The sequence below is a fragment of the Gordonibacter sp. RACS_AR68 genome, from assembly GCF_030418485.1.
GTDB classification, from domain to species: domain Bacteria; phylum Actinomycetota; class Coriobacteriia; order Coriobacteriales; family Eggerthellaceae; genus Gordonibacter; species Gordonibacter urolithinfaciens.
The window spans coordinates 1,011,878-1,030,328 of record NZ_JAIPUP010000001.1 but is presented as its reverse complement, the minus strand read 5'-3'; the positions used below and the strand labels follow the sequence as shown (position 1 = coordinate 1,030,328).

Here is an 18,451-nt window from a genome sequence, read left to right as displayed (position 1 = left end):
TTCGGTATCGTGTTCCTTGTCAACATTCACCGCTTCGAAAGGATCCGAACCATGAACTACGAAATCGTCGAGCTTCCCGAGCGCACCATCGTGGGCCCCACCATCCGCACCTCGAACAACTCTCCCGAGGAAGTGGCCGCGATCGGCCAGCTGTGGGGACGCTTCATGGGCGAGGGCATGGACCGCACCATCCCCGAGACGCGCGTCGAGCCGTACGGCTGCTTCGGGCTGTACTACGATTACGATATGAGCGACATGGGCTACACGATGCTCGTGGGCTGCGAGACGTCCGCAGACGCGCCCGAGGGCATGGAAGCCCAGACCATCGCCGCAGGCCGCTACGCGAAGATCGCCATCCGCGGCGGCGACTGCGTGGCGAGCGTGGCCAAGGCCTGGGAGGAGATCTGGGCCGACGAGGAGCTGACGGCGCAGCGCGCGTACACCGTGGACTTCGAGGCGTACCTTCCGGGCGAGGACATGTCCTGCGCCGACATCGACGTGTACGTGGCCTTGCGATAACGCCCGCGCCGAACGCGCGGCCCCGTCGGGCAACCGGCTGTTGCTTGACGGGGCCGCGTGCGCCATGGTTCCATGGAACCTGAGTATCGACACCGGGAAAAGGAGCCCTTCATGGCGATCAAGGACACGCTCATCGAGATCAGGGAGCGAAACGGCCTCACCCAGGCGGAGATGGCGGAGCGCCTGTTCGTCACGCGCCAGGCGGTGTCGCGTTGGGAGTGCGGAGACACACAGCCAGGCATCGACGCGCTCAAACTGATCGCCACCACGTTCAACGTGCCCATCGAGAAGCTGCTCGACATGCCCTTGCAAGCCGTGTGCCAGAGCTGCGGCATGCCCCTCGCGGACGCAAGCCTGCTGGGCACGGAGGCGGACGGCTCGCCCAGCGAACATCATTGCAAGTGGTGCTATGCGAACGGCGCTTACCTGGGCGAATGCACCATGGAGGACATGGTTGAGATCTGCGTGGAGAACATGGCCGGCCCCGAGGCGCCCTTCAACGAGGAAGAGGCGCGCGCCTGCATGGAATCGCTGCTGCCCACGCTCGAACGCTGGAAGGGCGCAGCCGCCGACTGAACGACGAAGAAGGAGGACCCCATGGCCGCAGCATTCGATTTCAAGAAGGAATACAAGGACCTCTACCTGCCGAAGACGAAGCCGATGCTCATCGACGTGCCGGCGATGACGTTCATCGCGGTAGCCGGCTCGGGCAACCCCAACGAGGAGAACGGCGACTACGCCGAAGCGCTCGGGCTGCTCTACGCCTTCTCGTTCACCGTGAAGATGGCGAAGATGGGCGACTGGCAGCCGGAAGGCTACTTCGACTACGTCGTGCCGCCGCTCGAAGGGCTGTGGTGGGGAGGCGGCTTCGACGGAGGGCGCATCGAGGACAAGGACGCGCTCAACTGGGTGTCGATGATCTGCCAGCCCGACTTCGTCAGGCCGGAGGTATATCGCTGGGCACGCGAGCAGGTCGCGGCGAAGAAGCCCGGGCTCGACGTCGGCCGCGCGCGGCTCGTGCGCTTCGCCGAAGGACCCTGCGCGCAGATCATGCACAAGGGGCCCTACGACGACGAGCCCGCCACGGTTGCCGCTCTCGAGGAGTTCGTCCGCACGACGGGACGCGCGGGGGACATCGCCGACCCGCCGAGCGCCGAGGCCCTGATGGACGCGCTCGACGCGGACGGCGGAGTTCCCTCGGTGCGCCTGCACCATGAAATCTACCTGGGCGATCCACGCCGCACGAAGCCGGAGAACCTGCGCACCGTGCTGCGCCACCCCGTGAGGCCCGCATCCGCATGAGCGATGCCGCGCCAAGCCCCTGCCCCGTCGTGCGCGCGCGGTCGATCCTCCAGAAGGTGCGCGCGCACGGCGACGAGTGGTTCGGCATCGACTACAACATGAACCTGTACCGAGGCTGCTGCCACGGGTGCATCTACTGCGACAGCCGAAGCGAGTGCTACCGCATCGACGACTTCGACCAGGTGAGCGTCAAGTTCGACGCGCTGGCCATCCTGCGGCGCGAGCTGCGCAGCCGCCGTGTGCGCGGCATCGTGGGCATCGGTGCCATGTCCGACACGTACAACCCGTTCGATCGGGAGCTGCGCGTGACGCGCGGGGCGCTCGAGCTGGTGGAGGAGTTCGGCTTCGGCGTTTCGGTGGATACGAAGAGCACCCTCGTCACGCGCGATGCCGACCTGCTGAGCGCCATCGGGCGCGCGGGCGGCGCCATCGCGAAGGTCACCGTCACCACGGCCGACGACGAGCTTGCGCGCATCATCGAGCCGCACGCGCCTTCGCCGAGCGAGCGCTTCGCAGCGCTGGCCGAGCTGGCGGACGCCGGCGTGTTCTGCGGCGTGCTGTTCACGCCGACGCTGCCCTGGGTGACGGACGACGACGCCACGATTCGCGACGTCGTGGAGGGCGCGGCAGCGGCCGGTGCGCGGTTCGTCTTCCACATGACGGGCGTCACGATGCGCGACCGCCAGCGCGAGCACTTCCTCGACCGCGTGGCCGCCGTCGACCCCGCGCTGCCCGAGCGCTACCGCGCCACATTCGGCGATCGCTATTTCTGCAACAGCCCGCGCGCCACCGAAAATCGCTCCCTGTTCCGCGCCCTCTGCAAAAAGCACGGACTTCTGTGGCGCATGTCCGACATCATCAAGGCGTACAAGCCCGCCCAGCCCATCGGCACGCAGGGCAGCCTGTTCTGACCGGGCAACAGTACGGTAAGGTCAGCGCGGCAGCAGGAAGCCATGGCCGAGCGGGTCGTTCGGGTCGACGAGGCAGGTGCCGAAGCCGGTAAGGTACGCGCTGCCCGTTATACGCGGGACGATTGCCGCACGGTCGCCAACCTGCGTCGTCCGGGCGATGGTGCCGGTGAAGCGGGTCCCGATCACGCTCTCGCAGACCACCGGCTCTCCCACGGCAACCTTGCCCGCGCGGTGGAGCGCGGCGAGCTTTGCGCTCAGGCCCGTGCCGCACGGCGAGCGGTCCACCTGCCCGGCACCGAACACCACCACATGGCGCAGCGCCGTCGGAGCATCGGATGCCGCAGGCGCCCCCGATGCCGAGAACTCCACGAGGTCCACCGTGTCGATGTCGAGCGCCGGATGGCTCACGGCCACCGTGCGGTTCACCTCGTCGCGCACGAGCATGCCGAGTCGCGCGTAGGCGGGAGCCGTCTCGGGGCCGATGTCGCCGAGACCCAGGCCGTCAGCGTCCGCAAGCGCGAAGAAGCTGCCGCCGAAGGCGATGGTCAGCGGCACGGTACGCCCTTCCACCTGCACCGCGACATCGTCCCGGTAGACGAACGACGGCACGTTCTCGAACGACACGGACTCCACCGCACCGCCGCGCACCAAGGCCGTGGCACGGATAAGCCCGGCGGGCGCCTCGAGCACGACCTCGTTCCCACCCTCGCGCGCCTCCACGATCCCGGCCTCCAGCACGGCTGCGACCACGGCGATGGCGCCGTGCCCGCACATGTTGAGGTAGCCGCCCGTGTCCATGAACAGCACGCCCACGTCGGCCCGGGGGTCGACCGGCCGGCACAGGAACGCGCCGAACATGTCGTGGTGGCCGCGCGGCTCCAGCATGAGGGCCCGCCGCAGGTCGTCGGCGTGCCGCTCCATCCAGCGGCGCTTCTCGATCATCGTGGCGCCCGCAGGCTCCGGAAAGCCTCCCACGGCCACCCGGCAGGGCTCCCCGGCCGCATGCACGTCCACCACTTTGACGGCCGCCTCGAACCGGCCCATATCCACGTTCGCCTCCACGTCCATGCGCCCTCCCCTTCGCCTGCCTCGCCTTGCTTCCCGAGCATACCACACGACGCGTCCGTGCAACTTGCGCGGCCCCGCATGCAACTGGGCCCCGACGGCCTTGCGCGGGCCCCGCGCGGTCGGGCATACTGGCGTCGTTGGCCAACCACCGCAACCTGACGACGGAAGGCGCGTACCATGAACGTGACCATCACCGAGAACCCCGCGCTCGACGACGTCGAAGTCGCCATCGCATGCCCGCGCATCGACGAGAGCGTGCAGCGCATCGTGGCCTCGCTCGGCGCCTTCGACCACGTGCTCGTCGGCGAGCGCGACGGGGCGACGTACCGGCTCGACGTCGACGACGTCTGCTACGCCGAGACCGTGGACGGCAAAACGTTCCTCTACACGGCCGATGCCGTGTACCAGGCGCCGTTCAAGCTCTACGAGCTGGAGGAACGGCTGGCGGGCACCGAGTTCGTGCGCGCATCGAAGCAGATGCTCGTGAACTTCGACCACGTCGCGTCAATCCGGCCCGCCCTGAACGCGCGCCTGCAGCTCATGCTGGACAACGGCGAGGCCGTCATCGTGTCGCGCCAATACGCGCCCGCCATCAAGCGGAAGCTCGGGCTGTAGCCACCGCATGAGACGTCAACCCCGTCCCCGTGTCTCATTTCGAAGGAGTTCGTCATGAAGAAGATCATCGTCCAAGCCGCCTCCGCCGCGTGCATCATGTTCACCATCGTCATGCTGTGGTTCACGGGCATGGGCTATCTGTTCGCCGGGCCGAGCTACGGGCTCAACCTCACCATGAGCGTGTTCGGCGCCGCCTTCGGGATGGCGGCTCTCCAGGCGCTTTGGTTCACCGGCGCCGTGTTCAGGAAGCTCGCCTACCCGGCGCGCATAGCGGGCTTCGGCGCCTGCGGCCTGCCCGTGCTGGCACTCTGCGCCTGGGCGGGCCCGTGGTTCCCGCTCGACGATCCCGGCGTCTGGGCGGCCTTCGCCATCGTGTACCTGTTCATCCTCGCGGGCGTCACGGCGGGCTACACCGTCTACTTCAAGAAGACTGCCGGCGGCTACGACCAGGCCCTCGCCCGCTACCGCGAGAAGAACCGCCGCTGAGCGCGGCCGCCTGCACCCGCCCGTCTATCACCCAACAGAAAGGCATACCCATGAAAGAGAAGCTCGCCTTCGGCACGAAGGTCACGGTCGCGCACGTCCTCACCTACACCCTGTGCGGCTTTGCGGCAATGTTCCTGTTCGACTACCAATCCTCGGTAGAGGCCATCGGCATGCGCCCCCTGGACGACCCCATCGTCGGGCTGGCCCCTGTGTTCCAGATCGTGCGCGGCGCTCTGTTCGCCCTCGTGCTCTGGCTCATTCGCCCCGCGTTCATGGAGCGCAAGCACGGCTGGCTCGTCGTGTGGGCGGTCATAGCCATCGTTGGCATCTTCAACACGCCGGCCCCTTCGCCCGACTCCATCGAGGGTTTCATCTACCTCGCGCCCACGGACGCGCCCCTGGGCATCAGCATCGGAGGAACGCTCGAGATACTCGCGCAGACGCTCCTGTTCAGCGTGGCCGCAACCTGGTGGGTCAAGCGGCCTGCGCGTCACGCCTCCGGTGCGCCCGGTTCCTCGCCAGCAGGCTCCGGCACGACGAAGTCCTCCGACCCGAAGTTCTGATAGTACCGCCCCGCATCGGCCGTGAAGCGCAGCACGCAGTAGTCAGGATCGGTCACGCCCAGCGGATAGTACGTCGTGTCGCCGTCCTGCCAGATAAGCTCCTTCGCCCACGAGTCCTCGAGCACCTCCATCGTGCCCTTGAGCATGACGCCCCGGAAGAACCGCCGGTCCATGAAGTAGAGGCACGCCTGCGGGTGCGCGCGATAGTGTCGCACCCGCATCGACGAGGTGTTCGTGGTGAAGTAGAACGTGCGGATGCCCTCGCGCCGGCGCGGCGGGAGCATCGCCTTGATCTCGGGGAAGCCGTCCCCGTCCACCGAGCCGATAAACGACGCGTTCTGGTGGTCGACGAGGTTGCCGATGGTCTGCTCGGGGTCGCGCATCATGAGCGCGCCTCCTTCTTCGGCGCGGCGCGCAGCATCATGAGCGCCTCGGCGTCGCGCAGGATGGCCTCGCTCGTCACCTCGATCATGAGCCAGCGGCCCATGTTGCTGTCGGCCGATCTCTCGTACAGCGCGCGCACGTACGGGTCGCACGCGGGCAGCAGTCCCTCGGCCTCGGGCTTCTCCTTCGATCCCACCGACACCATGCAGATGAAGAAACCGTCGTGCGGGTACACCGTGCAGAGCGCCCGCCCGCGCGCCTTGTACTTCACGTTCCAGCCGGGCGCCCCGCCGCAGCGGCTGTACTCGATGCGCGGCTGGGCGCCGTACGTCTCGTCGACGAACACGGTGAACGCATCCCATAGGGGGTTGTCGATAAAGGCGGAGATATCCTCCATCGACGGCTCGCGGTCTACGGGAAACAGCTCGTGCCAGGCAACCATGGGCATCCTCCAAGAGTCATGGGGCGGTTAGGGGCAGTATAGCATGGATTTAGAGCTTATGATCGGGAATTTAAGAACTTATGTTCCTTATTTTGAACGACACGCAGGAGCAGAGCTCCCCGCCCCGGCCGGTTCGCAGGCCCGAGGTGGCAGCCGGGTCCCGGCAGGCACCCCGTCTCCGTAGGCTTTCGAACCCCTTCTCTGCCCGCCCACGATGCCCGACAGCCGATCGCCTGCCCGCCGCCCATGCTCCCGAGGTGCCCGCCGCCCCGCAGCTGTTGCCCCTCCAACGGTTTCGACAGCCGCCGAGGCCGCCGGCCGAAAGGGAGCCGCCGCGGATGACGCCTCGGCTACCGTTGGCCCTGGCGCAGGCAGGACGCCGTGGGCCATGGTATATGATTTACCTCGTAATAGTAATGCGTATCGATAAGGGCTGTGCTGCGCGCAGCCCCGCATGAAAGGAAGGACGCATGGGCATCTACGTCATCACCGGCGCGTCGAGCGGCATCGGCGCGAAGACGGCCGAGATCCTGCGCGAACGAGGCCACGAGGTGGTCAACATCGACCTCAAGGACGGCGACATCGAGGCGAACCTGGCCACGAAGGAGGGCCGTGCCGGCGCCATCGCCGAGCTGCACGAGCGCTATCCCGAGGGCATCGACGCCATGATCTGCAACGCGGGCGTATCGGGCGGCAAGGTGCCCATCTCGCTCATCATCTCGCTCAACTACTTCGGCGCCACCGAGATGGCCAAAGGCGTGCGCGACCTTCTGGAGAAGAGGGGCGGCAGCTGCGTTATCACGTCGTCGAACTCCATCGCCCAGGGCGCGGCGCGCATGGACGTGGCAGGCATGCTGAACAACCAGGCCGACGAGGACCGCATCCTCGAGCTCGTGAAGGACGTTGATCCGGCCGTCGGGCACGTGTACTACGCCTCCACGAAGTACGCGCTCGCCCGCTGGGTGCGGCGCATGAGCCCCGACTGGGGTTCGCGCGGCGTGCGCCTGAACGCCATCGCGCCGGGCAACGTGCGCACGGCCATGACCGCGAACATGCTGCCCGAGCAACGCGCGGCCATGGAGGCCATCCCCGTGCCGACGCACTTCGGCGAGGAGCCGCTCATGGAGCCCATCGAAATAGCGAACGCCATGGCGTTCATCGCCAGCCCCGAGGCCAGCGGCATCAACGGCGTGGTGCTGTTCGTGGACGGCGGCACCGACGCCCTGCTCAATTCCGAGAAAGTCTACTAGGAGGCGCACATGGTCATCAACGATTTCGTCACCGCGATGCAGGGCAAGGACCACAAGGGGCTCGCGGCATGCTTCACCGAGGACAGCCGCCTCGTGGACTACTGCCCCTCCATGGTGAAGCGGCAGAACACGTTTCTGTACGGGCGCAACGCCATCGAGATGTCGTTCCACAACAAGTTCATGTTCGGCGGCTTCACCATGCGCGACCCGAGAATCGTGAACGAGCGCACAGTGAACTTCTACGCCGACTACAACGGAACCATCATCCACGCCCTCGCGCAGATCGAGAACTGCAACGACGGCGTATGCAGCCTGGACGACAGCCTTATCAAAGAGCTCGTCATCCGCCCGGCATAGGCGCGCATCGGAGCGCCACGACATGCGCCGCGTGACAAGGGGACGGGGATGATGTCCCGTTCCTCGCTGGGCGCGGGGCCGCAAAACTCCCGGAGACGTGACATTATCCCCGTCCCCTTGTCACGCTCAACGGAGGACGGCCGCTTGCGCGGCCGTCCCTGTTTTCACTATTCGGTTTTTTCCGAGGCGTAGAAGGTTGCTTCCTCGAACACATCCCCTATCGACTTGCCGTCCACGAAGGGGAGCGTCATGAACTCGCTCACCGTGGGCACCAGCTCGCTCGTGTCCACGTAGTGGCCCTTGTCGTTGAACTGGGCCGTGTCCTGTGCGCGCCAGTAGCGGTCGTTCACATCGGTCAGGTAATACGTTGCGCCGCCGACCTCCATGTACACCGAATGCTTGGCGTGCAGGTAGTTCGGCAGCTCGTCGAACGAAACGTCGAGCGCCTCCGCCGATTTCACACCCATAGCAGACCCCTTTCCTCGGGAATAAGCCTTGGCACACATCATAGCAAGAACTCCTGAAGGTTGCACCCGCAAAAGCATCTCGTTTTCATATTGCCGGGTGCGCGGCGAAGAACCGCTCCGCGATGCGGGCGGCCTCGGCGGCGTCCTTGCCATAGTAGTCCGCGCCTATCTCGCACGCGTAGTCGGCCGTGAGCACGGCGCCGCCCACGAACACGGCCGTGCCCGGCACTTGCTCGTGCAAGAGCGCTATGGTCTGCTCCATGGCCTTCACCGTGGTGGTCATGAGCGCCGAGAGGCCCACGAGCTGCGCGCCGTGCTCGCGCACCGCCTGAACCACCCGCTCGGGAGCCACATCGCGGCCCAGGTCGATCACCCGGTAGCCGTAGTTCTCCAAGAGCATGCGCACGATGTTCTTGCCGATGTCGTGTATGTCGCCCTGCACGGTGGCCAGCACGATGGCCTTGCCGTCGTCCGTCGGGGCAGCCTCCCCCTGGCGCGAGCGCACCACGTCGAAGCCGGCCTTCACCGCCTCCGCCGAGGCCATGAGCTGCGGAAGGAAGAACTCGCCACGCTCGAAGCGCTCGCCCACGGCGTCGAGCGCCGGGATGAACACGCCGTCGATGACGTCGAGCGCGTCGTGGCCCTCCAGCAGCCGCTCGGTCGCGGCCGCCATGGGGGTCGCGCGTCCCGTGAGGATGAGGCGCTCCATGGCGCGCACCTCCTCGGCCGCGTCCGCGAGGGCGGGCGGCACCGGCATGCCTGCCGCTCCGTCCGGCCCCGCCACGGGACTGCGCCCCCCTTCGGGCGCCGCGGCCCCGGCATCTGCAACGCCCCCGGGTGCCTCGTACGCACCACGCACCGCGTACGGGTCGGGCGCCCCGGCGTAGCGCTCCACGTAGGCCGCCGCCCCGCGGTCCTGGCCGTTCAGCACGCGCCATGCCTCGACGGTGTCGCGGCAGCGGGCGTTCAACGGGTTCAGGATGGGCAGGTCGAGCCCCGCCGCGAGCGCCGCGGCCAGGAACGTGGCGTTCACGAGGCCGCGCTGCGGCAGTCCAAAGCTCACGTTCGACACGCCGAGCACCGTGCGCACGCCCAGGCGCTCCTTCACGAGGCGCACGGCACGCAGGATCTCGCGCACCTCGTCCTGGTTCGTGGCCGCCGCCATGACCAGGCAGTCGATGGCCACGTCGCAGCGCGGGATGCCGTGGGCCTCCGCGGCCGCCACGATGCGCTCGGCCACGGCGAGCCGCCCTTCTGCCGTGGGCGGGATGCCGTCCTCGTCGAGCGTGAGGCCCACTACCGCACAGCCATAGCGCGCCACCACGGGCAACACGGCATCCAGATTCTCGCGCTTGCCGTTCACGCTGTTCACGAGCGGTTTTCCGGCATACCCGCGCACGGCCGCCTCGATGGCCGCAGGATCGCTCGAATCCACCTGCAAAGGCGCCGTGACCGTGGCCTGCAGGCGACCTACGGCCGCCGCGAGCACGGCGGGCTCGTCCAGCTCCGGCAGACCCACGTTCACGTCGAGGATGGCGGCGCCCGCCTCCTGCTGGGCCACGGCCTCGCCCACCAGGTAGTCGTAATCGCCCGCGCGCAGGGCCGCCTTCAGCTTCGGCTTGCCCGTGGGGTTGATGCGCTCGCCGATGACGACCGCGTCCGCGCGCCCTTCCGACAGCTCCACGGCCTCCTGGGCGCTCGTCACCGTGAACGCGGACGGCGGCGTGCGCGGCACCGGCGTGCGGCCCGCCACGAGCGCCGCCAGCTCTGCGGTGAAGGCCGGGTTCGTGCCGCAGCAGCCGCCCACCACGCTCGCGCCTGCCTCCACGATGCGCTCCATGACGGCTGCGAACTCCGCAGGCTCCACGTCGTACACGGTGCGCCCCTCCACGACGTGCGGCAGCCCGGCGTTCGGGCGCACCACCACGGGACAGCGCGCACAGCGCACCAGCTCGCGAGCCACCGGCTCCAGCTCCTTCGGGCCCAGCGAGCAGTTCACGCCCACCACATGAGCGCCCAACGACGACAGCACGGCCGCCGCCACGCCCGGGGGCGTGCCGAGGAACGTGCGCCCGTCCTCGCCGAACGTCATGGAGGCGAAGATGGGCAGGTCGGAGAAGTCCTTCGCCGCCAGCACCGCCGCCTTCGCCTCGCGCAGGTCCGTCATGGTCTCGATGAGCACGATGTCGCACCCGGCTTCGACCACGGCGCGCACCTGCTCGGCGAATATCTGGTAGGCCGCCTCGAACGGCAGCGTGCCCAGGGGCTCCAGCAGCACGCCGATGGGGCCGAGGCCGCCCGCCACGTAGCGGGCGCCGGCCGCGCGGGCGTTGGCCGCCGCCGCACGGTAGACGTCGGCCACCGTCGCGCGGCCCTCCAGCTTGTGCGCGTTGGCGCCGAACGTGTTCGTGGTGATCATCTCGGCCCCGGCGCGCACGTAGCCGGCGTGGATGTCCACGACGGCGTCCGGGTCATGCAAGTTCAGCAGGTCGGGCAGCTCGCCGTGCGCCGTGAGGCCGCGCTCCTGCAAGAGCGTGCCCATGGCGCCGTCCTGCACGAGGAAGTCCTGCCCGCGCAGCACGCGCCCGAGGTGCGCGTCGGCAATGCGCAGCCCCGCGAGCGGGTCGGGCAGGCCGGCGGGGGCGGAAACGGCGGTGCGGGCGGTAGCGCCAGCGGCACGCCCCGCGCCCGAGCGGGCGGGGGCGGAAGCAGCGGGCTTGTTCTCATCCATGGCAGGTCCTTCCCTGGTCTTTGAGCGCGCAGCGTCCGGCCAGCGCGCAGGAAGCGCACGTCGAGCGCGCCGAGGCGTTCGACGGCTCGCCCTCGAACAGGCCCACGACGGCCGTGACGCTCTTCGTGGGCACGAGCAGGTTGCCCGCGGTGGCCGTGAGGCCGATGCGGCGCGGCGCATCGAGCGCCGCAAGGAACGCGGGCTGCACGGCAAGCGGCAGGTCGCCGAAGCCGGGGCTGAAACGGAAGTTCGTGCGCAGGCCGCGCGCGGCGGCCTCGGCCACGATGCGGGACTCCTCCAAGTCGGCCGCCGCCTCCACGAGCGCCGACGCGGCAGCCCCGTACAGGAGCGCGTCCACAGGGCTCGTGGCCGTGCGCAGGCGCAGCGCCCGCTCGCTCTCGGCGCCCAGCGTGCATGCCATGAGCACTGCCTCGCCGGCACCGTCCAGATGGCGGGCGATGTCGCGTCCCTCCAGCACGAGGCCGCACCCCTCCAACGCCACGTGCCCGGCATCCGACCTCGCATGGTCCACGGGAAACACGGCATGGAGGCAGCGCAGGTGCAGGCGCTCGCAGGCGGCCACGGCCTCGTCGAAGCGGCGCGCGAGGTCGGCGTCGAGCTTTTGCCCGTCGTAGCCCAAGTAGCGCAGCGCCTCGTCGCGGTCGACGCGCAGGCCCTCCGTCGCCATCAGGCGCGCCCGCCGACAGGCTCCCCGGCGCCGCGCACGGCCGCCTCGCCCGCCGGGCGCCACGTCGCACGCAGCGCGCCCGCGCAGGCGCGGGCGATGTCGGGCTGGTTCATGGTGTACACGTGCAGCCCGTCCGCGCCGTGCTCCTGCAAATCCACCAGCTGGGCGCACGCGTACTCGATGCCCGCCGCGCGCAGCGCGGCCGCATCGTCCTCGTACTTGGCCAGAAGCTTGATGATGGGCGACGGCAGCGAGGCGCCGCACATGAACACCATGCGCTGGATCTGCGCTTTCCCTAAAAACGGCATGACGCCGCACGCGATAGGCACGGTGATGCCCGCCGCGTCGGCCGCCTCGCGGAAACGGTAGAAGTACGCGTTGTCGAAGAACAGCTGCGTGACGAAGAAGCACGCGCCCGCATCCTGCTTCTGCTTGAGGTGCGCCACCGATGCGCGGAAGTCCGTGCATTCGATGTGCCCTTCGGGATACGCCGCCGCCCCCACGCAGAACCCCTCGTCTGCCAGGCGCATGACCAGGTCCTTCGCGAAGCGGAACGGCCCCTCCGCCTCCGATGCGTCGGCCGTGCGGTCGCCGCGCAGCGCGAGGACGCTGGCAATGCCCTTGCGTTTCAGGTCGTCGATGGCACGCGAGATGGACTCTTCCGTGGCACCCAGGCAGGTGAGGTGCGCCACCGTGGGGATGTCGAAATCATCGTGGATCATGGCGGCCACGTCGGCCGTGGCCTGCCGGTTGCCGCTGCCGCCCGCCGAGTACGTCACGCTCACGAAATCGGGCAGCAGGTCGGCCAGCTCGGCCGCCACCTCGTGCGCCGTCTCGAGCGTGAGATCGCCCTTCGGCGGGAATATCTCGAACGAGACCGGCTGGCGGCCCGCCGCGCGGGCGGCCGCGTATATGTCTGAAACGCTTCTCATGGGGGTCATTATACGGAAGCGCCCGGGCCGCGGCAAACCCCCGCGGCCCGGGCGCGCCGGAAGGGGCGCCATCGGCGGCGCCGGCCCCGAGCCTTCGCAGGCATCTGCCAAGAAGGGCGCCGGAGCACCTGCGAGGCCTCGGACGAACGCCCTCGCGCCGGAAGCCCGCCTACCCCCGCACGGCAGAGCGCAGCTTGCCCAGCGGCACGAACGTGAGCACCGCTCCCGCGATGACGAGAATGAACACGAGGGAGGACACGAGCCACGACGCCTCGGCCACGTGGATGCCCACGCCGATGAGGGCCCACAGGAACACTAGGGGGAACGCCACGTCGTCGTACATCTTGCGCATGACGTAGCCGAGGGCCAGCACGCCCGCCGTGAGGGCCAGCACCGAAAGCCCGTTGAAGAACGCGATGCCGCCGTCCAAAGCGCGCGTCACGAGGATGGCCATGTTCGCCAGCGCGGCCACCGTGACCCAGGCGGTGTAGATGGAGATGGGCACCCAGCCCCAGCCCGACTTCGCCGACCGGCGCACGTTCAGGTACAGGGCTGCGAGCACCGCCCACTCGGCCAGGATGACGATGAACGAGATGCCCACCAGCTCGAAGTGCCACAGCGCCAGCCACAGCACGTTCAGCACGCAGCTGCCGATGAACAGCACGGACACGGGGGTGAAGCGCTTGGCGCGCAAGGGCGCCTCGCGCGTGTAGGACACGAGCCACGCGATAAGCGCCACGTAGATGAGCGACCAGATGGAGAACACGTAGCCCGCCGGCGTGAACCAGGTGAACACGCCGTAGGCCACGGTGGCCGATGTGTTGCCCCCTACCTGGCCTCCCTCGATAACCGCGTTGCCGACGAGCGTGAGCGCGTAGACGACCCACATCGTCACCGTCTCGGCAGTCAGGTAGCCGCCGCGCTCAAGCTTGCGGCCGGCCTTCGTGCTGCGAGCCCGTTGCACGACACCCGGTGCCGCCGTGGCATGATAGGCATGGTTGGGCATGATGCACCTCGCTTTCCTAAGGGGGCGCCGAGAGCGCCCTCGATTCGATTGGTGCAGCCCAGTGTAGCGCGGCGCCGAGGCCGGGCCGTTACGGCCACATGGCAGGTATCCATCGCTTCGGCGCAGATGAGGGGCGCAAAGCTCAACGATGACGAAGATGCCGCCCTTCCCGCACCAACCGGAGGTCCCCCCCTCATATCAGCCAGCCGAAACCATGCGACCAGAGACGGCCGCCCCGGCGCATGCGGTCAACCTCGGGGATTGCCGTATGCGCCGGACAGCTCCCCTAGCACACGAGCTCTCGGCCGGCTGATGGGATGACGAGGAGATCGCCTACGGTGTCCTTATGCGCAGGAAGTCTCCCGGGGAGAGCTCTTCGGCGACCGTGAACGCGTACGCCTCGGCGGAGCGGTTCGCCACAGCTGCGGGGACGGGCGCGGGGTGCGGATCGTCCGCATCGGGTCGCGGCAGCCAGGCCAGGTTGCGCACCCGCACGCTGAAGGATGCGCGTCCGGGCACGACGGCCTCCAGCTCGTCGCCCTCGCAGAAGCGGTTGCGGCACACCGCCTCCACGCGCCAGGCGCCGTGCCCGGCGGGGGCGCATACGCGCACGTCGGCCGCATGCAGGCACTCCCTCACGTAGCCGTCGCATTCCGGCGACTGCTCGGCGGCCCCGTAGTAGAAGCCGGTTGAGTACGGACGGTGCGACACGCACGCGAGCTCGGCCGCGCCCTCGGCCGGGTCGGCCCCGTCGAGCACGCGGCGGTAGGCGTGCACGACCGAAGCCACATAGAACGCCTTCTTGTTGCGCCCCTCTATCTTGAGCGAGTCCACGCCGGCGGCGGCCAGATCGTCCAGGTGCTCCACCATGCACAGGTCCTGCGCGTTCATGACGTAGGTGCCGCGCACGTCCTCCTCCACCGGGTAGAACTCGCCGGGACGCTGCTCCTCCACCAGCGCGTAGCTCCACCGGCAGGGCTGGGCGCAGTGCCCCCTGTTGCCCGAGCGGCCGGCCATGGCCGAGCTCAAGAGGCAGCGCCCCGACACGGCCATGCACATGGCCCCGTGCACGAACGCCTCCAGTTCCAGATCGCGCGGCGCGTCGGCGCGCATCCGCGCGATGCCTTCCACGCTCATCTCGCGGGCGCACACCACGCGGCTCGCCCCCAGCTCGTGCCACATGCGGGCCGCCTCGGCGTTCATGACGCCCGCCTGCGTGCTCACGTGCAGGTCCGCATGCGGCGCGTGCCGGCGCGCGAGCGAGAACGCGCCGAGGTCGCTCACGATGAGCGCGTCAGCGCCCGCCGCGTCGAGCGCTTCCAGGTACGCGGGCAGCGCCGCCACATCGTCGGCGTCCATGAGCGCGTTCACGGCCACGTAGGCCTTCGCGCCGGCCGCATGAGCACAGGCCACCGCAGCCGGCACGTCGTCGAGCGCGAAGTTCGAGGCGCGCTGACGCAGCCCGAAGCGATCGCAGGCGAAGTACACGGCGTCCGCCCCGAAGCGCACCGCCGCCTCCAGCTGCGCCCGCCCGCCGGCCGGCGCGAGGAGTTCGGGGATATGTGCCGTCTGATTTCGCATGCGCCGTATTGTAGCGCAGGACGACGGCGGCGCGACCCATCGCCAAAAGCTCAAGCGCGGAGGAAGGCTTCACTATCACGAGTTTTCCAAGTGCTAACCGGATAACTTTAAAAATAGAGAAGTTTTCCGGTTAGCACTTGGAAAACTTTTCATTTTCGATAATTTTCCAAGTGCTAACCGGAAAACCTGCTATCCTAAAATCACCCATAGAGCAAGGAGCCTTTATGATTCGCCGCCCTCTTTACATGAACAAGCTCAAAGACTTGAAGGCCCCCGAGCTCGTCAAGGCCATCGTCGGCGTGCGCCGTTGCGGGAAGTCGACCCTCATGAGACAGCTCCGCAACGACCTGGTGGAAGGCGGCACCTCCCCCGACTCCATCATCTACGTCGACTTCGAGCTCCCCTCGAACAGCAGCCTCACCGATCCGGACGCGTTCATCGCCCACATCGCCGAGCGTGCGAACCGCGAGGGCCCTACGTACCTGTTCGTCGACGAGGTGCAGGAGCTCGATCGCTGGGAACCGACGATCAACGGGCTTCGCGCGGAATTCGGGCTGGACATCTACGTCACCGGATCGAACGCGAGGATGTTCTCGGGCGAGGACATGACGTACCTCTCCGGCCGTTACGTGAGCCTGCACGTCCTGCCGCTTTCCCTAGCGGAGCTCTGCCAGTTCGTCGGCATCGACGTCTCCGAACGCCAGGCGGCCGAAGACGCCTACGAGCTCCTCGTGCGGGAAGGCGGCTTCCCCGCCGTGGCGCTCGCCCCCACCGACGCCCTCAAGCACGCCATCCTCGACGGCATCTACGACTCCGTGTTCACGCGAGACATCCTGCTGCGCGGAAGGATTCGCAACGAGGCGGCTTTCGCGCGCGTGGCCTCGTTCGTGCTCGACAACGTCGGCAACCAAACCTCCGCCTCGGCTATCGAGAAGGCCCTCAGGGCAGGCGGCCACAGAGTGAGCGCCGAGACGATCGACAACTACCTCTCGCTCATGCAGAAGGCCCACCTCATCTACCGCTGCGACCGCTACGACATCCGCGGCAAGGAGCGCCTGCGCACGAACGGAAAATACTACGTCGTCGACCCAGGCCTTCGCAACCGCGTCTTGGGGCTGCGCGCCGGCAACCGCGGCCATCTGACGGAGAACATGGTGTTCCTCGAGCTCATCCGCCGGGGATACGACGTGAGCGTCGGAACGCTCCCCAACGCCGAGATCGATTTCGTCGTGCAGCACGGGAGAAGCATTAGCTATGTTCAGGTGAGCGAGACCGTGCTCGATCCCACCACGCTCGAACGCGAGCTCACCCCCTTCGCCAAGCTCTCAGATGGATTCCCTCGCGTGCTGATCACGAAAGACCGCACCGACTACGGCCGCGACGGCGTGCGCCACGTGAACCTGTACGATTTCCTGCTGGGAGCGCCGCTTCCCTGAGAAAATCCAAGGAGAGGGACAAGAGAACCGCCCCCTTGTCCCCTAACCGGAAAACTTCCGACACGAAAAGGACGGCCCCTCGGAGCCGTCCTTCGCATGCGAATCCTTTGACGCCGCCCTACCCTTCGTACGTCACGCGGGCGCCCTGGGGGGTGTCCTCGATGGTGAAGCCGAGGCCGCATAAGCCGTCGCGGACGGCGTCGGCGCGGGCCCAGTCCTTGGCGGCGCGGGCGTCGGCGCGGGCGGCCAGGAGCGCATCCACGGCCTCGGCGGCATCCGAGCCCTCGTAGCCGGCGATGTCGGCGGCCAGCGCCACGACCTCGGCCGGATACGCCGACGCCTCGTCCGCCGCGTCGGCGGCGGCCTCCACGTCGATGCCGAACACGCCCATGAGCTCCACGATGAGCGCGCGGGCGTCGCGCACGGGCGGCACGTCGGACAGCGACAGCGTCTTGCCCGCCGTCTGGGCGTTCACGTCGGCGATGAAGTCGAACACCTCGCCCAGCGCCTTGCACGTGTTGAAGTCGTCGTCCATGGCCAGGATGAAGCCCATCTTCGCCTGGCGCGTGCGGTCCATGAGAGCGCGCAGGTCGAGCGGCGAGGGGATGTCCTCGGCGTTGGCCAGCAGCCAGTCCAGGTTCTTCACCGCGTTCTCGATGCGGCCGAGCGCCGAGGCTGCCTCGTCCAGGCGGTCGGCGGAGAAGTCGAGGGGGCTGCGGTAGTGCGTCTGCAGCATGAGGAAGCGCAGCACCTCGGGACGCGTCGTCTCCAGCACTTCGCGCAGCAGCTTGAAGTTCCCCAGCGACTTGCTCATCTTCTCGGAGTTGATCTGCAGCATGCCGCCGTGCATCCAGTGGTTCGCGAACGTGCAGCCGCACGCGGCCTCGCTCTGGGCGCGCTCGTTCTCGTGGTGCGGGAACACGAGGTCGCCGCCGCCGCCGTGGATGTCGAACGGCAGCCCCAGGTACTTGCGCGACATGGCCGAGCACTCAATGTGCCAGCCCGGACGACCCATGCCCCACGGCGACTCCCACGCCGGCTCGCCGGGCTTGGCGGCCTTCCACAGCGCGAAGTCGAGCGGGTCGCGCTTGCGGTCCTCCACGCCCTTGCCGTCGGCGCGCAGCTCGCGGTGGCCTCCCTCCATCTCGTCGACGTTGCGGCCCGAGAGCTCCCCGTAGCCGGGGAACGAGCGCACGCTGAAGTACACGTCGCCCTCCACCTCGTAGGCGTGGCCGCCGTCCACGAGCTCGCCGATGAGCTCGATCATCTCGGGGATCTCCTCGGTAGCCTTCGGGCGCACGTCGGGGTCGAGCACGTTCACCTTGTGCATATCCTCGATGAACGCCTGCGTGTACTCGGCGGCCACCTCGGCGGCGCTGCGCCCCTCCTCGTTGGCCTTGCCAATGATCTTGTCGTCCACGTCGGTGACGTTCCAAACGTATTTCACGTCGAAGCCGCGCCACATGAGGTAGCGGCGGATGTTGTCGAAGCTGATGAACGTGCGCGCGTTGCCCACATGGATGTAGTTGTACACGGTGGGGCCGCACACGTACATGCCGACCTTGCCGCGCTCGAGCGTCTCGAGGTCCACCTTCTCGCGGACCTTGGTGTCGTAGAGCCTGATCATAGAGTGTCCTCGCATCCTGCCTGTCCGAAACGCCGCCCCATGCGGGCGCGCGTCAACCTGAAATTCTAGCACAGCGGGCCGAGCGG

Annotated in this window: 20 protein-coding genes; 10 read left to right on the top strand and 10 right to left on the bottom strand. The window is 68.1% G+C overall.

The window, feature by feature from the left end:
• The first annotated feature begins 51 nt into the window (after positions 1 to 51).
• The 4 genes from K9U15_RS04460 to K9U15_RS04445 all read left to right on the top strand — a co-directional run bounded on the left by K9U15_RS04460 (position 52) and on the right by K9U15_RS04445 (position 2,732).
• Complete coding sequence (locus K9U15_RS04460) at positions 52 to 519, top strand: GyrI-like domain-containing protein (RefSeq protein WP_123674559.1); 468 nt, start codon at positions 52 to 54, stop codon at positions 517 to 519.
• A gap of 111 nt (positions 520 to 630) precedes the next feature.
• Entirely contained in the window at positions 631 to 1,095 is a 465-nt protein-coding gene (locus K9U15_RS04455; RefSeq protein ID WP_123674558.1) for a zinc ribbon domain-containing protein, read from the top strand.
• Positions 1,096 to 1,116: 21 nt separating this feature from the next.
• Positions 1,117 to 1,821: a GyrI-like domain-containing protein gene (locus tag K9U15_RS04450; RefSeq protein ID WP_123674557.1), complete on the top strand. Its 705-nt coding sequence runs from the start codon at positions 1,117 to 1,119 to the stop codon at positions 1,819 to 1,821.
• Complete coding sequence (locus tag K9U15_RS04445) at positions 1,818 to 2,732, top strand: radical SAM protein (protein ID WP_123674556.1); 915 nt, start codon at positions 1,818 to 1,820, stop codon at positions 2,730 to 2,732. Before K9U15_RS04450 ends, K9U15_RS04445 begins: the two co-directional genes overlap by 4 nt.
• A gap of 21 nt (positions 2,733 to 2,753) precedes the next feature.
• Here the strand turns inward: K9U15_RS04445 and K9U15_RS04440 are convergent, their stop codons facing one another.
• On the bottom strand, positions 2,754 to 3,800 hold the full coding sequence (locus K9U15_RS04440; RefSeq protein WP_123674555.1) for a proline racemase family protein: 1,047 nt from the start codon (positions 3,798 to 3,800) through the stop codon (positions 2,754 to 2,756).
• A gap of 177 nt (positions 3,801 to 3,977) precedes the next feature.
• On the opposite strand from K9U15_RS04440, the gene K9U15_RS04435 reads away from it, so the two are divergent.
• The 3 genes from K9U15_RS04435 to K9U15_RS04425 are packed head-to-tail and all read left to right on the top strand — an operon-like array spanning position 3,978 to position 5,464.
• Positions 3,978 to 4,415 (top strand): LytTR family DNA-binding domain-containing protein, encoded by a 438-nt coding sequence (locus K9U15_RS04435; protein ID WP_301155658.1) that lies wholly within the window; start codon positions 3,978 to 3,980, stop codon positions 4,413 to 4,415.
• A gap of 54 nt (positions 4,416 to 4,469) precedes the next feature.
• Entirely contained in the window at positions 4,470 to 4,901 is a 432-nt protein-coding gene (locus K9U15_RS04430; RefSeq protein WP_087191565.1) for a hypothetical protein, read from the top strand.
• A 50-nt stretch (positions 4,902 to 4,951) separates the two neighbouring features.
• Entirely contained in the window at positions 4,952 to 5,464 is a 513-nt protein-coding gene (locus K9U15_RS04425; protein WP_087191564.1) for a hypothetical protein, read from the top strand.
• Here K9U15_RS04425 and K9U15_RS04420 read toward each other — a convergent pair.
• Together K9U15_RS04420 and K9U15_RS04415 are read right to left on the bottom strand one after the other, a co-directional pair.
• Positions 5,392 to 5,850 (bottom strand): pyridoxamine 5'-phosphate oxidase family protein, encoded by a 459-nt coding sequence (locus K9U15_RS04420; protein WP_087191563.1) that lies wholly within the window; start codon positions 5,848 to 5,850, stop codon positions 5,392 to 5,394. The genes K9U15_RS04425 and K9U15_RS04420 overlap by 73 nt on opposite strands.
• The gene (locus K9U15_RS04415) at positions 5,847 to 6,290 is read right to left on the bottom strand and encodes a DUF3788 domain-containing protein (protein WP_301155657.1); all 444 of its coding nucleotides are present in this window, start codon (positions 6,288 to 6,290) and stop codon (positions 5,847 to 5,849) included. Before K9U15_RS04415 ends, K9U15_RS04420 begins: the two co-directional genes overlap by 4 nt.
• Positions 6,291 to 6,760: 470 nt before the next feature.
• Between K9U15_RS04415 and K9U15_RS04410 the strand changes: the two genes are divergently transcribed.
• Positions 6,761 to 7,540, top strand: coding sequence for an SDR family oxidoreductase (locus K9U15_RS04410; protein ID WP_087191561.1), 780 nt, complete (start codon positions 6,761 to 6,763; stop codon positions 7,538 to 7,540).
• Between the two features lie 9 nt (positions 7,541 to 7,549).
• Complete coding sequence (locus tag K9U15_RS04405) at positions 7,550 to 7,897, top strand: hypothetical protein (RefSeq protein WP_087191560.1); 348 nt, start codon at positions 7,550 to 7,552, stop codon at positions 7,895 to 7,897.
• Between the two features lie 167 nt (positions 7,898 to 8,064).
• On the opposite strand, the gene K9U15_RS04400 is transcribed toward K9U15_RS04405, so the two are convergent.
• The 6 genes from K9U15_RS04400 to K9U15_RS04375 form a co-directional block, all read right to left on the bottom strand.
• On the bottom strand, positions 8,065 to 8,364 hold the full coding sequence (locus K9U15_RS04400; protein ID WP_123674552.1) for a CDP-alcohol phosphatidyltransferase: 300 nt from the start codon (positions 8,362 to 8,364) through the stop codon (positions 8,065 to 8,067).
• A gap of 85 nt (positions 8,365 to 8,449) precedes the next feature.
• Positions 8,450 to 11,095: a homocysteine S-methyltransferase family protein gene (locus K9U15_RS04395; protein ID WP_301155656.1), complete on the bottom strand. Its 2,646-nt coding sequence runs from the start codon at positions 11,093 to 11,095 to the stop codon at positions 8,450 to 8,452.
• Positions 11,088 to 11,783, bottom strand: coding sequence for a vitamin B12 dependent methionine synthase (locus K9U15_RS04390; RefSeq protein WP_123674550.1), 696 nt, complete (start codon positions 11,781 to 11,783; stop codon positions 11,088 to 11,090). Before K9U15_RS04390 ends, K9U15_RS04395 begins: the two co-directional genes overlap by 8 nt.
• The gene (locus K9U15_RS04385) at positions 11,783 to 12,715 is read right to left on the bottom strand and encodes a methylenetetrahydrofolate reductase (RefSeq protein ID WP_123674549.1); all 933 of its coding nucleotides are present in this window, start codon (positions 12,713 to 12,715) and stop codon (positions 11,783 to 11,785) included. The genes K9U15_RS04390 and K9U15_RS04385 overlap by 1 nt, the downstream gene beginning before the upstream one ends.
• A 169-nt stretch (positions 12,716 to 12,884) precedes the next feature.
• Positions 12,885 to 13,721 (bottom strand): TspO/MBR family protein, encoded by an 837-nt coding sequence (locus tag K9U15_RS04380; RefSeq protein WP_087191556.1) that lies wholly within the window; start codon positions 13,719 to 13,721, stop codon positions 12,885 to 12,887.
• 333 nt (positions 13,722 to 14,054) lie between these two features.
• Positions 14,055 to 15,302 (bottom strand): U32 family peptidase, encoded by a 1,248-nt coding sequence (locus tag K9U15_RS04375; protein ID WP_123674548.1) that lies wholly within the window; start codon positions 15,300 to 15,302, stop codon positions 14,055 to 14,057.
• A 224-nt stretch (positions 15,303 to 15,526) separates the two neighbouring features.
• On the opposite strand from K9U15_RS04375, the gene K9U15_RS04370 reads away from it, so the two are divergent.
• Positions 15,527 to 16,738, top strand: coding sequence for an ATP-binding protein (locus K9U15_RS04370; protein ID WP_123674547.1), 1,212 nt, complete (start codon positions 15,527 to 15,529; stop codon positions 16,736 to 16,738).
• A gap of 118 nt (positions 16,739 to 16,856) precedes the next feature.
• Here the strand turns inward: K9U15_RS04370 and cysS are convergent, their stop codons facing one another.
• Positions 16,857 to 18,365 (bottom strand): cysteine--tRNA ligase, encoded by a 1,509-nt coding sequence (cysS, locus tag K9U15_RS04365; protein ID WP_123674546.1) that lies wholly within the window; start codon positions 18,363 to 18,365, stop codon positions 16,857 to 16,859.
• Positions 18,366 to 18,451: the final 86 nt, after the last annotated feature.

What these genes read in the sequence shown, in the direction of transcription:
- K9U15_RS04380 (WP_087191556.1), bottom strand. Translation starts at nt 13,721, where the DNA reads ATGCCCAACCATGCCTATCATGCCACGGCGGCACCGGGTGTCGTGCAA.
- K9U15_RS04435 (WP_301155658.1), top strand. Translation starts at nt 3,978, where the DNA reads ATGAACGTGACCATCACCGAGAACCCCGCGCTCGACGACGTCGAAGTC.
- K9U15_RS04395 (WP_301155656.1), bottom strand. Translation starts at nt 11,095, where the DNA reads ATGGATGAGAACAAGCCCGCTGCTTCCGCCCCCGCCCGCTCGGGCGCG.
- K9U15_RS04390 (WP_123674550.1), bottom strand. Translation starts at nt 11,783, where the DNA reads ATGGCGACGGAGGGCCTGCGCGTCGACCGCGACGAGGCGCTGCGCTAC.
- K9U15_RS04405 (WP_087191560.1), top strand. Translation starts at nt 7,550, where the DNA reads ATGGTCATCAACGATTTCGTCACCGCGATGCAGGGCAAGGACCACAAG.
- K9U15_RS04430 (WP_087191565.1), top strand. Translation starts at nt 4,470, where the DNA reads ATGAAGAAGATCATCGTCCAAGCCGCCTCCGCCGCGTGCATCATGTTC.
- K9U15_RS04420 (WP_087191563.1), bottom strand. Translation starts at nt 5,850, where the DNA reads ATGATGCGCGACCCCGAGCAGACCATCGGCAACCTCGTCGACCACCAG.
- K9U15_RS04410 (WP_087191561.1), top strand. Translation starts at nt 6,761, where the DNA reads ATGGGCATCTACGTCATCACCGGCGCGTCGAGCGGCATCGGCGCGAAG.
- K9U15_RS04415 (WP_301155657.1), bottom strand. Translation starts at nt 6,290, where the DNA reads ATGGTTGCCTGGCACGAGCTGTTTCCCGTAGACCGCGAGCCGTCGATG.
- K9U15_RS04450 (WP_123674557.1), top strand. Translation starts at nt 1,117, where the DNA reads ATGGCCGCAGCATTCGATTTCAAGAAGGAATACAAGGACCTCTACCTG.
- K9U15_RS04445 (WP_123674556.1), top strand. Translation starts at nt 1,818, where the DNA reads ATGAGCGATGCCGCGCCAAGCCCCTGCCCCGTCGTGCGCGCGCGGTCG.
- K9U15_RS04400 (WP_123674552.1), bottom strand. Translation starts at nt 8,364, where the DNA reads ATGGGTGTGAAATCGGCGGAGGCGCTCGACGTTTCGTTCGACGAGCTG.
- K9U15_RS04375 (WP_123674548.1), bottom strand. Translation starts at nt 15,302, where the DNA reads ATGCGAAATCAGACGGCACATATCCCCGAACTCCTCGCGCCGGCCGGC.
- K9U15_RS04370 (WP_123674547.1), top strand. Translation starts at nt 15,527, where the DNA reads ATGATTCGCCGCCCTCTTTACATGAACAAGCTCAAAGACTTGAAGGCC.
- cysS (WP_123674546.1), bottom strand. Translation starts at nt 18,365, where the DNA reads ATGATCAGGCTCTACGACACCAAGGTCCGCGAGAAGGTGGACCTCGAG.
- K9U15_RS04385 (WP_123674549.1), bottom strand. Translation starts at nt 12,715, where the DNA reads ATGAGAAGCGTTTCAGACATATACGCGGCCGCCCGCGCGGCGGGCCGC.
- K9U15_RS04460 (WP_123674559.1), top strand. Translation starts at nt 52, where the DNA reads ATGAACTACGAAATCGTCGAGCTTCCCGAGCGCACCATCGTGGGCCCC.
- K9U15_RS04455 (WP_123674558.1), top strand. Translation starts at nt 631, where the DNA reads ATGGCGATCAAGGACACGCTCATCGAGATCAGGGAGCGAAACGGCCTC.
- K9U15_RS04440 (WP_123674555.1), bottom strand. Translation starts at nt 3,800, where the DNA reads ATGGACGTGGAGGCGAACGTGGATATGGGCCGGTTCGAGGCGGCCGTC.
- K9U15_RS04425 (WP_087191564.1), top strand. Translation starts at nt 4,952, where the DNA reads ATGAAAGAGAAGCTCGCCTTCGGCACGAAGGTCACGGTCGCGCACGTC.